Here is a 13,605-nt window from a genome sequence, read left to right on the forward strand (position 1 = left end):
GACTTTCACCACCTAGCGAATTACCATGCACGGCACACAACTAAGAGACCTGTTGGATGATCATCCAACAGGTCTCTCTTAACTTACCTAAAGTGGTATTAGGCTATAAAATGTAATCGGTGCTTATAAAATTCGATAATTTAGCCTCCAATAGTTGTTCAACGGTAGCAGTGTTAAGCTCATTGTCTTTAAATGCTACAAAGGTCCTTACCGAGAACGATCGCAAAGCATCGTAAACACTCAAGGTAGCTTGTGCAGAATCCTTTCTTCCCGTAAAGGGGTATACATCGGGTCCACGCTGGCAAGAGCTATTAAGATTCACACGGCACACTAAGTTCACCAAGGTATCAATTAAGGGCGCAATGGCATAAATATCCTTCCCAAATAAACTTACTTGTTGTCCGTAGTTAGACTCGGCCATATCGTCTAGTGGCTCCTCTATATCTTTAAAAGTAAGAACAGGGATCACAGGACCAAACTGCTCTTCCTGGTATACCCTCATGCTCTTATCTACAGGGAATAACACTGCCGGCCAAATGTAATTGTCCATGTGTTGCCCGCCTTTTTCATTAAGGACGCTAGCCCCCTTCTCCACAGCATCATCAATCAATTCCTGAATATAGGCTGGCTTCCCCGGTTCTGGCAGGGGAGTGAGTTTTACACCCTCTTCCCATGGATTTCCAAATTTAAGGGCATCTACTCTTTCGGCAAATCGCTTGTTAAATTCGCTGGCGATATCCTCGTGCACATAGATTACTTTTAGCGCGGTACAACGCTGCCCATTAAAAGAAAGGGTTCCTGCAATACACTCATCAATGGTAAGGTCTAAATCAGCATCTGGAAGGATTATAGCCGGATTTTTGGCTTCCAACCCAAGTACTAATCGCAGTCTATTGCTCTTTGGATGCTGATTTTGAAGTGCATTTGCAGATTTACTGTTTCCAATTAGGGCAAGGACTTCAACTTTTCCTGTTTGCATAATAGGTCCGGCTACAGCCCTCCCCCGTCCAAAGACAATATTGACCACACCTTTTGGGAAACTACTCTGAAAAGCCTCTAGAAGAGGTGTAATAAGCAATACCCCATGCTTTGCTGGCTTAAAAATAGTGGTGTTCCCCATTATAATTGCCGGGATCAGCAAGGCAAAGGTTTCATTTAATGGATAGTTATAAGGTCCTAAGCAGAGAACTACTCCTAGCGGCCCTCTTCTAATATGGGCGTACACCCCATCGTGCTTCTCAAATTTGGCGGCAGCACGGTCCATATTCTTTAAATCTTCCATGGTATCCTCAATGTATTCCACGGTACGATCGAACTCTTTTTGGGAATCTGCCAAAGACTTACCAATTTCCCACATCAATAGTTTTACAACTTCATCGCGTTTGGTCTTCATTTTTTCCACAAAGGCCTCCATACATTCTAACCTTTCACGAACATGCATAGTTGGCCAAATTCCTTGGCCTTTGTTATAGGCTTTATAGGCAGCATCCAATGCTTCCATAGCCTCTTTCTCCCCCATATCCGGGATAGATCCCAATAAGGTGGGCGCATAGGTTTCCGTAGCGGAAATGGTAGAGTACACCTCGGTAGTCTGACCATTCCATTTCTTTAATTCCCCATTAATCAAATACTCCTTTTGGTGAATTTCAGAGGTAATCTGGAATTCCTCAGGTATGATTGTTTTACTCATACGTTTACTTTTAAATATTGTTATGGTAGCTTAAAAACTACTTTGATTGTACTAAATTAGTAAATGTGGTTTTCAAAAAATAATAAAAAATCCCGCTTGCTTGGCCAGATAAGACCGAAAACGGTTTCGCTTATTGAAAAATAATAAAAATGCGCCAAATTGTTACTATAATGAGACGCCGATTGGCCAAGAACCACCCTTGGTCCATAAAATTGAATTGTAGAATTTCACCAATGGCTGTTTTAAACCACCAAGGCAAATAAGACTTCTAATAAGAAAGGCAGTAAGGTGCTTAGCTTGCCGTCACTTTTTAGTAAGTCTACTATAAAACCTGCCCCCTTATCCAGGAAGCAGGGGTATTGTATAAAAGAAATGCTTACTTATAAATCTTAGATCAGATATTCAAAAAGATCTGGCTTATCGTTTATATATTCCCCGAAAAAGTTATTCTCTTTCATTCGCTTTATCAGGGGGGCCAAATCTTCTGGTCTGCTTAGTTCTATGCCCACTACGGCCGGGGCGTTTTCACGACTCGATTTTTTTGAGTATTCAAAATGGGTAATGTCATCGGTTGGACCTAAAATTTCGGCAACAAACTGTTTTAACGCGCCTGGACGCTGAGGGAAACGTACTATAAAGTAGTGTTTCAACTTCCCATAAAGCAGGGCTCGTTCTTTAATTTCTGCGGTTCTGGTAATATCATTGTTACTACCACTAACTATACAGACAACATTTTTACCTTTAATTTCTTCCTTATAGGTATCTAGAACCGCTAGGGTAAGTGCTCCCGCAGGTTCCACCACAATAGCATCCCTATTGTAAAGGTCTAGAATGGTTTGGCATACCTTTCCTTCTGGAACGGTAACCATATCGTGCAGATACTCCTTACAGATAGCAAAGGTAAGGTCCCCTACCCGCTTTACTGCAGCCCCATCAATAAACTTATCTATTTTCCCCAATTCGGTATTTTCTCCACGCTCTATGGAGGTTTTCATGGAAGGCGCGCCTTCTGGCTCTACCCCAATAATCTTCGTCTGTGGAGAAAGGGCGTTAAAAACCGCACACAGCCCAGAGGCCAATCCACCACCACCTACGGCTACAAACAGATAATCTATGGGTGCCTTAGATTGCTCCAAGATTTCCAATCCCACCGTTGCTTGTCCCTCTATGGTCTTAGGATCATCAAAAGGATGGATAAAGGTTTTGTTATTTTGGGTGCAAAATTCCTTGGCTGCCTGGGAAGAATCGTCAAAAGTATCTCCTTCTAGGACTACGCTTACCCATTCGCCACCAAATAGCTTTGTTTGCTCCACTTTTTGCTTGGGCGTTACGGAGGGCATATAAATAGTTCCATTAATGCCCAAATGGTTACAGGCAAATGCTACCCCTTGTGCGTGGTTTCCCGCGCTAGCACACACCACCCCATTTACCAGTTGTTGGGGGTCCAAAGAAGAAATCTTATTGAATGCCCCTCTTATTTTATAACTTCGGACACGGTGTAGGTCTTCCCGTTTTAATAATATATTGGCACCAAGAGCACTAGAGTAACGAATACTCTGAATTAACGGAGTTATGTCCGCTACTTGACGAATCGTAATTGCCGCCTTTTGGACATCTTCAATTTTGGGTAAATACGAACTCATTTAATTTTAAAAAAAAGAAGACCTGTCCAGTTTAAAAACCCGACAGGTCTTACCATTGTTTACTATAAGTTATACAATAGGTTTCATTGCGGTCATAGAAGCACGTAAACGCGCCCCTACAATCTCAACTGGGTGCTCACGTAGCGCCTTGTTCACAGCGATAAGCTTAGCATTGTCTACACCTAGATGTTTTTCATCTCCAAATTTCTTACCAATAACATCCGTGTCAATCTTCGTCATAAAGTCGGCCAACAACGGCTTACAAGCATGATCGAATAAATAACAACCGTACTCTGCCGTATCGGATATTACTCTGTTCATTTCAAATAATTTCTTTCTGGCAATGGTGTTGGCGATCAAAGGAGTTTCATGCAAGGACTCGTAATAAGCAGATTCTGCAATTATTCCAGACTCTGTCATGGCTTCGAAGGCCAATTCTACACCGGCACGTACCATGGCTACCATTAATACCCCATGGTCATAATACTCTTGCTCTGAAATTTCGTCGGATCCAGCTGGAGTTTTCTCAAAAGCTGTTTCTCCGGTAGCTGCTCTCCAAGTCAATAGATCTTTATCATCATTGGCCCAGTCTTCCATCATTGTTTTGGAGAAATGTCCGCTCATAATATCGTCCATATGCTTGTGGAAAAGCGGACGCATAATGTCTTTTAGCTCTTCAGAAAGCTCAAAAGCCTTTATTTTGGCAGGATTGGACAAACGATCCATCATATGGGTAATTCCACCATACTTTAATCCTTCGGTAATGGTTTCCCATCCGTACTGTATCAATTTAGAAGCGTAGCCTGGCTCAACCCCTTTCTCCACCATCTTATCAAAACAAAGAATGGAACCGGTTTGCAACAATCCACAAAGGATAGTCTGCTCTCCCATAAGGTCCGATTTTACTTCGGCAACGAAAGAAGACTCTAATACACCTGCCTTATGTCCGCCTGTAGCAACCGCATAGGCTTTAGCTTGTGCCAATCCCTTTCCTTCGGGATCATTATCTGGGTGTACAGCAATTAGAGTAGGTACTCCAAAGCCTCTTTTAAACTCTTCCCTAACCTCGGATCCAGGACATTTTGGGGCTACCATTATTACGGTAATATCCTTTCTAACTTCCATGCCCTCTTCCACAATATTAAATCCGTGAGAGTAGGATAAGGTAGCTCCTTTTTTCATTAGTGGCATAATCGCGGAAACTACTGCCGTATGCTGCTTGTCTGGTGTTAAATTAATGACTAGATCTGCCGTTGGGATCAATTCTTCGTAGGTCCCTACGTTAAAACCGTTCTCAGTAGCGTTAACATAAGACTGTCTTTTTTCTTTAATAGCCGCCTCCCTAAGCGTATAAGAAATATCCAATCCGGAATCGCGCATATTCAATCCTTGGTTTAACCCTTGGGCTCCACATCCTACGATTACAATTTTTTTACCTTTTAAGGCCGATACTCCATCAGAAAATTCTGTAGATTCCATAAACCTACATTGTCCCAATTGAATTAATTGCTCCCTTAATGATAGCGTATTAAAATAATTTGTCATTTTCTTAACTCGATTTATTATCCTGACAGCTGCCAGGGTTCCTATTTATTGATTAAACTCATTTATTAATGCCGAAATCTGCATCTCGGCTTTGGAAACTGCAATTCTTCCAGAGCGAACAAATTGCATGATCCCATAAGGTTTTAATTGCTGGTACATTTCCTCTATTTCGTTCCTTCTACCGCTTTTTGCCAACACAAAAAAATCTCTAGATACGGTAACGATCTGGGAATTGCTTTCCTTAATTATATTTTGGATCTGACGCTCATCGAATAATAAACTCGACTTCACCTTAAATAAAGCGGATTCCTGATAGATGATCTCTTCATCCGTATGATAAAAAGCTTTGATCACCTCGATCTGTTTCTCTACCTGTCCAACAATATTACGTACCCAATCTTCTGTGGTATATACCACTATAGTGAACTTGGATACATTTTCTATTTCTGATTTTGAAACATTTAAACTCTCTATGTTTATATGTCGCTTTAAGAATATACCAGATATTCTATTCAGTAATCCTACGCTATTTTCGGAGTATACTGAGATCGTTATCCACTTTTTTTCCATCTCCTAAACTCTTGCCCCGTTGCTATCTATGGCAACATTCAGGGCAGTTTTAATTATTATTTATTTTTTATCTCTTAACTACGGCACACCATCTTTTGGACAACCCTTAGGGCTTTACTAGTAAAATCTTATAAAACTTACCTCAGTAGCATGGGGATACCCAGCTTTTATGATCCGATGTAGACGTCTATAGACTATAAGGTAAAAGTCCCCATGATTGGTTAAAATGCCCAACTATTGGTGCGTACCTATGCTTATTTTAATCTAATGTCCGAAACCGAAGCTCCTGACGGAATCATAGGGAAGACATTGTCTTCTTTCTCTACACGCACCTCCAGGAAATAAGCGTCTTTAGATGCCATCATTTCCGCTACCGTGGCCTTAAGGTCTTTTCGCTCACTTACTTGTTTTGCTTGAATCCCGTAGCCTTCGGCAATCTTAATGAAATCTGGATTCACCATTACGGTAGAGGCATATCTGCTTTCGAAAAACAATTCTTGCCACTGACGTACCATACCAAGGTGTTCATTATTAAGCACCACAATTTTAACTGGGGTCTTGTTTTGAAAAATGGTCCCCAACTCCTGAATAGTCATTTGGTAACCACCATCACCGATAATAGCCACTACTTCGCGATCCATTGCGCCCATTTTGGCCCCTATGGCTGCTGGTAGTGCAAAGCCCATGGTTCCCAGACCTCCAGAAGTTACGTTACTTTTGGTCTGCTTAAATTTGGCATATCGGCAAGCGATCATTTGATGCTGCCCTACATCCGAAACGATGATAGCCTTGTGATCTGAAGCAATATTAATCTCCTCCAAAACCTCGGCCATGGTCAGTTTTTCCTTAGTAGGATACACATCGTTTTTAATAACCTCTTCGAACTCTATTTTATACTTTTCTTTAAAGACGTTATGCCAAGCTTTATGTTCATTGTTATTTACAAGTGGCAGCAAGAGCTCCAAGGTTACCTTGGCGTCTCCCAATACGGCCACATCGGCCTTCACATTTTTGTTTATCTCTGCGGGATCAATGTCAAAATGGATAATTTTCGCTTGTTTGGCGTAGGTATCCAATCTACCCGTAACCCGGTCATCAAATCGCATCCCGATAGCGATTAACACATCGCACTCATTGGTTAGCAAGTTAGGTCCATAGTTACCATGCATCCCAACCATCCCCACGTTTAAGGGGTGTTCGGTATCCATTGCAGAAAGCCCCAAAACGGTCCAAGCTGCAGGGATTCCCGCTTTTTCTACCAAGGCTTTTAATTGCTCCTCTGCCTCTCCCAAAATTACTCCTTGTCCAAATACAATCAGGGGCTTTTTAGCCGCGTTGATCAATTCGGCAGCAATTTCGATCGATTTAAGATCTGGGGTTGGGTACGGGTTATAACTACGTACTCCCTTACATGGCTCATAACTAAAATCGAACTCCTCAAACTGAGCATTCTTAGTGATGTCTACCAATACCGGTCCTGGTCTCCCAGACCTAGCCAAATAGAAAGCCTTTGCCAATACTTTAGGAATATCGGCAGCCTCGGTAACCTGACAGTTCCATTTAGTAACTGGGGTTGAAATACCAATAATATCCGTCTCTTGAAAAGCATCGGACCCCAATAATTCCCGGGGTACTTGTCCTGTTATACACACCATAGGGGTAGAATCTATCTGAGCATCTGCCAACCCTGTTACCAAGTTGGTTGCTCCTGGTCCAGAAGTAGCTACGGCCACTCCTACCTTACCAGTGACTCTTGCGTACCCTTGCGCCGCATGGGTAGCACCTTGTTCATGACGTGTAAGAACATGGGTTAATTTATCCTGAAATTTATACAGTTCGTCATATAGCGGCATAATTGCCCCACCAGGGTAACCATATATTAATTCTATCCCTTCAGCCAATAGGCAATGGATAATAGCTTCGGCACCACTAATCCTAAGGGTCTCCTTTTTTTCTGATTTTGCCTTCTCCTTTTTCAATGTTTCCATAATCACAAACCTAATCGGTTAACATATTGGTATTTCTACCTTTAAATTTCCTTGTACGGAAAATAGTTGTTTACAGTTAAAATTCATCTGTAATACACCCTTTGGATGCAGACGATACTGTTTTTGCATATTTATAGAGGACACCACGTTTAAACTTTAGTTCTGGTGCTGTCCAGTTTGCTCTTCTTTTCTCTAATTCTTCTTCCGAAATCTCAATATTTATAGTGTTTTTCACGGCATCAATGGTAATGATATCCCCATCTTCCACTAAGGCAATATTACCTCCATCCTGAGCTTCCGGTGCTACGTGACCCACAACAAAACCGTGTGACCCACCAGAGAAACGACCATCTGTAATTAAAGCAACATCTTTCCCCAGGCCTGCTCCCATAATAGAGGAGGTTGGTTTAAGCATCTCCGGCATTCCGGGTCCACCTTTAGGTCCTTCATAACGAATGATAACCACATCGCCTTTTTTAACCTCACCGTTTTTAATTCCCTCATTTACAGCATCTTCCCCGTCAAAAACATTGGCAGTCCCTTTAAAATAAAGTCCTTCTTTACCAGTAATTTTAGCAACAGCCCCTTCGGTGGCCAAGTTTCCAAAGAGAATTCTAATATGTCCTGTCTCCTTAATGGGCTTGTCCAAGGTACTTATAACATCCTGACCTTCAATTAAGTTTGGTACGTCTTTTAAGTTTTCTGCCAAGGTTTTCCCAGTAACTGTTAAACAGTCGCCGTGAAGCATATCGTTTTCTAACAAGTATTTTAATACCCCAGGAATTCCACCCACCTTGTGTAATTCTTCCATAGAATATTTACCACTTGGCTTTAAATCTGCCAACAAAGGTGTATTATCACTAATTCGTTTAAAGTCTTCTAAATCAAATTCGATATTGGCTGCTTTCGCAATGGCCAAGAAGTGAAGTACTGCATTGGTAGATCCCCCAAGGACAGTAACCAATCTAAAGGCATTTTCCAAAGATTTTTTGGTTACGATATCGGAAGGTTTTATATCTCTTTCCAATAACAATCGCAATGCTTCCCCTGCCCTTACAGACTCTTGCTCTTTTAATTTATCCGAGCTTACAGCCGGATTGGAGGAGTTAAAAGGAAGCGACATCCCCAAGGCTTCAATCGCAGACGCCATGGTGTTAGCGGTGTACATACCTCCGCAAGCACCTGCACCTGGACAAGCCTTATGGATAACCTCTTGGAATTCTGACTCATCTATGGTTCCTGCAACCTTTTGACCATACGCCTCGAATGCAGAAATAATATCTAATTTTTTCCCGTTATGGCATCCAGATGCAATGGTACCCCCATAGACCAAAATAGACGGCCTATTTAAACGTAGCATTGCCATTAAGGCACCTGGCATATTTTTATCACAACCTACAACAGTAATTAATCCATCGTAACTCATCCCTTCTACCACGGTTTCCATGGAGTCTGCAATAATATCCCTAGAGGGCAAGGAGAATCGCATCCCCGGAGTTCCGTTGGCAATACCATCACTAACTCCTATTGTATTAAAAATCAACCCGATCAATCCAGCATTTTCAGTCCCCTTCTTAATATGCGTAGCCAAATCATTTAAATGCATATTACAGGGATTGCCCTCATAACCAGTACTTCCTATACCAATTAATGGTTTTTTTAAATCTTCGTCCGTTAAACCAATTGCGTGCAACATAGCTTGAGCTGCGGGCAAACTGGGATCCTGAGTTACTTTTTTACTAAATTTATTTAATTCCATTGAACTATTTCTATCAATTTTTATACAGTACTTAATACAATACGACTTCCAAAGATAAATTAATAAAATCCCCTAAATTCCCAACCAATGGGAATGATTTAAATTCAGCAACACCAATAACCACTTAATAGACTAATAATCAGCTACTTAACGTTACAATTCCTATCATATTCAGTAGGATTTTATTCATCTTTTTTTCAATATTCCCAAGGTGCACTTAGGGGTTATTTTCACCTTCGATAAGGTGCAATTAAAAAGCCTGTATCTTTTTTATCTGATACAGGCTTTTTTTTAAAAAAAATAAAAACAAATCCGCATCATCCCCTCTAAGGGATAATAATAATCACATTAATGATGCTGTTGTTTATTTTCATAATGGTAAAATTAGGTATTAAATTTAAAACCACAAAAGTTTCTTCTAAATTAATACTAGAGTTTAAAGCGGATTGCGTCTCCCGATTTTTTTTGCGCCAATAGGCCGATGGCTTTATCTGATAGCTGTAATATTCTAGGGTATCCCCCTGTGGTCTGCCCGTCCATCATCAGGATAATTAATTTCCCTGATGGGGTTAACTGAACCGTACCCGGTAAGGTTGCAGAAGTAAGCATGGACAAGTCACTACCTGTTATGGTCTCATTTAACTGATACGCCATCCTGTTGTTTTGGTTAGCAACAGTAAATTCCCGAGCAAACAGTTCTTTCAGCTGCCCATCTGTCAATTCCCCAAACTCCGGCCCGTGAAAAACTTTTAGACTCTCTTTTGCAAGTCCAGAATCGACTTTCATTTCGGAAATCTTAGGTGAAAAATCGGTTATAGGGTCATAAGGCAATTCCACCATATCTTTTATGGAACTGAATTCCGTTATTGGGAAGTAAAAAGACCTACTCCCTAAAACAGCGGGGGTTTTAAAACCATTCTTGATCCCTAAATAGGCTCTAAATCCGCCTTCTAGCTTACCATAGGATAGCACATCCCCTTTTTCAATTTTTATAACCGTATAGTTGGAGACAGGCGAATCGTTTATTGAGGCCGACATAAGGGCTCCACCGAGGGCAATATAAGTTTCTTCGGAAAACTCCAGGGTAGGTCCGGTCATGGTTATTTCCAATACGGCCGCTGTCTCCTCGTTTTCTAGGAGGGCGTTTACTTTAGATACTGCATTGGCATCCATCACTCCAGAAACCGGTACTCCTTTATCCCTAAAGCCAAATCTTCCATTATCCTGAACTGTGGAGAAAAAACCAGGTTTTAAAATTTTAAGCATCCAACTCTAATTTTTCAATTTTATAAATTCCCACTTCATTTTCAATGAGCTGTAGTTGATACTCCCCCTTTGAGATGGGATAAAACTGTATTTTATCGCCCACCTTAACAAAGCAGGGATCGTCCTTACTGGAATTGAACATGGGCACTCCACAACTACCAATTATATTCCACCCCCCGGGGGACTCTTGCGGATAGATTCCGGTCTGTTTTCCGGCAAGTGCAACTGCTCCCCTAGAAACCTTGGGCCGTGGTGTTGCTTTTCTGGGCACCTCTAAAGCCGCCGGGAGTCCTCCTAAATACATAAATCCAGGCAAAAACCCTATACCATAGACGGTGTATACAGAAGAGGTGTGCAGCTTAATTATTTCCTCTACAGAAAGCTGTAACTGACGAGCAATATCCTTTAGGTCTATTCCAAATTCCTCCTCGTAGCAAACGGGAAGCCTCCATAAACTTCTACCTTTTAAGGGTACCACAGTTTTGCTTTGATACCATTTCAATATTTGCGCTTTCAACTCAGCGTAATCTAGATTCTGCTTCCTAGAAACCAAGGTAAGCGAATTATAGGCAGGTATAAACTCCCACTCCGGTTCCCGCAAATGATTCTCTTTTAGGTAACGGACAAACTTTAGAATATCCAGCAATATATCCTCCTCCACTTTTTTAGGCCACTCTACCAAAAGGGCGTGGCGTCCAAACTGCCGGATTGATATCTTATAATTCTTCAATGTTTAGTAAAGATTTTATGCTTTGGTAACTCTTGGGAAAGATACGCTAATATTTGCAATGTTGCTGCTTCATCCCCATGAATACAATAGGTATCTGCCATTAATTTTATGGAGGACCCATCGATGGTTTTTACGGCTTTTTCCTTAACCATATAACTCAAATGCTGTAAAACGGCCTTAGGATCATCAATCATAGCATTGGGATGTTTTCTACCTACCAGGGACCCGTCCGGATTATAGTTTCTATCCATAAATCCTTCGTATTTCACCTTAAAGCCTTTAACTAGGGCCAATTCTCCCATTACTGACCGGTACGGCGCGTACAGCACTACTTCCTCCTTATATTCTTCAATGGCTAACAAAAAAATATTGGCCACCCTTTCTTCTATGGCAGCGTCATTATACAAAGCGCCATGGGGCTTTATATGGTCCAACGGAATTTGAAGCTCCGCTAGCACCCTTGCTAAGGTAGAAATTTGAGACTTAATACTATTAATTAGTTCTTGCTCTGGAAGCTCTATGGAAACACGTCCAAAGTTTTCCTTATCTGGATAGGATGGATGCGCCCCCACCAATACCTTATGCTCTTTGGCCAAGTCAGCTACCATTTTCATAGTCTGAACGTCTCCGGCGTGCCCGCCACAGGCAATATTACAAGATGAAATATAAGGCATTATCTGCGCCTCATTATTGGCTCCCTCTCCCAAATCGCAGTTAATATCAATGGTGTAAACAGTCATTAAAAATATCCTAATACGGTTAAAATACTCCTAGCCCCTAAAACGATGGCCATACCTATAATTACAATGCCAAGGATGTTTTGAAATTTGGAATTGTGATGTCCTTGCATCACGGCTTTCAAATTTACCATCCATAAGAGGAACAAGGCAATAATAGGCAACAATAAGCCATTGGCCAATTGTGCTAGTTTAATTATTTCTATGGGCCTAATTCCAAAGGACATAAAAATTACTCCCATGGCAATAATCACCATCCACACCATTTTAAATCGCAGGTCTTTCATCCCTTCCTCCCATCCAAAACAGTTCTTAACCACGTAGGCGGCCGCTAGCGGAGCCGTTATGGCACTAGTGAGTCCGGCTGCAAAGAGCCCAACACCCATTATATACTTCGCTGCCTCTCCATAGAGTGGTTCTAGCCCTATGGCCATATCCATGGCAGTGACTATCTCTTTTAACGGAATCCCCGATGCTGTGATAATAATGGCCATAGACACCAATCCGCCTAAAACAACGGAAATCACCGTATCCCTCCTTGCCGCAGCTAGATCAGTTTTAGATTTCCATTTTTCACTCACCAAAGAAGCGTGCAAAAACAAATTATAAGGTACCACAGTAGTCCCTACCAAAGCTAGAATTGTGAGCAAACTCCCCTTGGGAATGGTGGGGACGAACATCCCCTTTAAAAGTTGCACCACATCTGGCTTGGTAATAATGGCAGTCAACAAAAAAGACAAGCTCATAATAACCACCAAGAGCACCAAAGTCCGTTCTAGGAATTTATAATTGCCCAAGTATAAAAGCACAAAGGCTACTATGCCCACTGCCAACGGATAAAAAGTAGAAAATCCTGAGCCAAAAACAGCCTCCAGGCCTAAGGAGGCCCCACCAATATTCCCCCCTTCATAAGCGGCATTACCAAGGACAATTGCCCCTAAAATTAAGCCTAAAACGGTATATCTAATCCACGAAACCTGCAATTGTCCCTTAATAACGGTGGCTAGTCCACTTTGGGTAACCACTCCTAACCTAGCTGCCATTTCCTGTAAGACCACCGTAGCAACAATAGATAAAATCATGGCCCACAAAAGCAGGAATCCAAATTGAGCCCCCGCCAAGGTACAGGCCGTAACAGTTCCTGGACCTATAAAGGCAGCTGCAACCAACATTCCAGGACCTACTTTACGAAACATATCCAGAAGAGTTTTGTGAATACTGCATAAAGAGCTAGTGATCCCTAAGCCCTAGCGTATAAAAATTATTAAAAGGTTTAAGTTTTGGAACCATAGGTATAGGTGTATGAGCCCTTAAACAAAAATATTCTTCTACTTGGAGAGCACTTTTTAGTTCCCCATGTTTTCCAATTTTTTAAACATCCAAAAAAACACGCTAAGGCCCGGCACTACGGTAACAGAATTATATTACTTAGGATACTGAAATCCTTGCAACGGAGCAATTAATAATCACTTTCCAAGTCAAATCCCTCAGGACAATCCCGCCTTAACAGTACAGGCTGGCCCGCCTGAACAGTACGGGCAGTCCCGCCTGAACAGTACGGGCAGGCATTCAAATTTCACTTAGTGAGTAAATATAAATGTATATTATTTAAATAGGAAGATTGATAAAAATTAAAATAAAGTTTACACAAATCACATACTGATTAACAGAAAACCT

At 41.4% G+C, this 13,605-nt stretch carries 10 protein-coding genes; all 10 read right to left on the minus strand.

Annotated elements, in window-relative coordinates; genetic code table 11:
• Window positions 1–103 precede the first annotated feature (103 nt).
• Entirely contained in the window at window positions 104–1,690 is a 1,587-nt protein-coding gene (locus tag BV214_RS05640) for an NADP-dependent glyceraldehyde-3-phosphate dehydrogenase (protein ID WP_086476525.1), read from the minus strand.
• Window positions 1,691–2,079: 389 nt separating this feature from the next.
• Entirely contained in the window at window positions 2,080–3,333 is a 1,254-nt protein-coding gene (gene ilvA, locus BV214_RS05645) for a threonine ammonia-lyase IlvA (RefSeq protein ID WP_086476526.1), read from the minus strand.
• Between the two features lie 69 nt (window positions 3,334–3,402).
• Window positions 3,403–4,878 carry a ketol-acid reductoisomerase gene (gene ilvC / locus BV214_RS05650; protein WP_086476527.1) on the minus strand — a complete coding sequence of 492 codons (1,476 nt, stop codon included), beginning with the start codon at window positions 4,876–4,878 and terminating at the stop codon, window positions 3,403–3,405.
• Between the two features lie 45 nt (window positions 4,879–4,923).
• Window positions 4,924–5,448, minus strand: a complete 525-nt coding sequence (gene ilvN / locus BV214_RS05655; protein ID WP_086476528.1) for an acetolactate synthase small subunit — start codon at window positions 5,446–5,448, stop codon at window positions 4,924–4,926.
• A 254-nt stretch (window positions 5,449–5,702) separates the two neighbouring features.
• Window positions 5,703–7,436: a biosynthetic-type acetolactate synthase large subunit gene (gene ilvB / locus BV214_RS05660; protein ID WP_176328462.1), complete on the minus strand. Its 1,734-nt coding sequence runs from the start codon at window positions 7,434–7,436 to the stop codon at window positions 5,703–5,705.
• 76 nt (window positions 7,437–7,512) lie between these two features.
• Window positions 7,513–9,195: a dihydroxy-acid dehydratase gene (gene ilvD / locus BV214_RS05665; protein WP_086476530.1), complete on the minus strand. Its 1,683-nt coding sequence runs from the start codon at window positions 9,193–9,195 to the stop codon at window positions 7,513–7,515.
• Window positions 9,196–9,624: 429 nt separating this feature from the next.
• A complete protein-coding gene (locus tag BV214_RS05670) occupies window positions 9,625–10,461 on the minus strand; it encodes a 5-oxoprolinase subunit C family protein (protein WP_086476531.1) in 837 nt (278 codons plus the stop codon).
• Window positions 10,454–11,191: a 5-oxoprolinase subunit PxpB gene (pxpB, locus tag BV214_RS05675; RefSeq protein WP_086476532.1), complete on the minus strand. Its 738-nt coding sequence runs from the start codon at window positions 11,189–11,191 to the stop codon at window positions 10,454–10,456. Before pxpB ends, BV214_RS05670 begins: the two co-directional genes overlap by 8 nt.
• The gene (gene pxpA, locus BV214_RS05680; RefSeq protein WP_086476533.1) at window positions 11,188–11,931 is read right to left on the minus strand and encodes a 5-oxoprolinase subunit PxpA; all 744 of its coding nucleotides are present in this window, start codon (window positions 11,929–11,931) and stop codon (window positions 11,188–11,190) included. The genes pxpB and pxpA overlap by 4 nt, the downstream gene beginning before the upstream one ends.
• Window positions 11,931–13,124, minus strand: coding sequence for an Nramp family divalent metal transporter (locus tag BV214_RS05685; protein ID WP_086476534.1), 1,194 nt, complete (start codon window positions 13,122–13,124; stop codon window positions 11,931–11,933). Before BV214_RS05685 ends, pxpA begins: the two co-directional genes overlap by 1 nt.
• Between the last annotated feature and the right edge of the window lie 481 nt (window positions 13,125–13,605).

The organism is Arenibacter amylolyticus, assembly GCF_002150785.1.
Classification (GTDB): Bacteria; Bacteroidota; Bacteroidia; order Flavobacteriales; family Flavobacteriaceae; genus Arenibacter; species Arenibacter amylolyticus.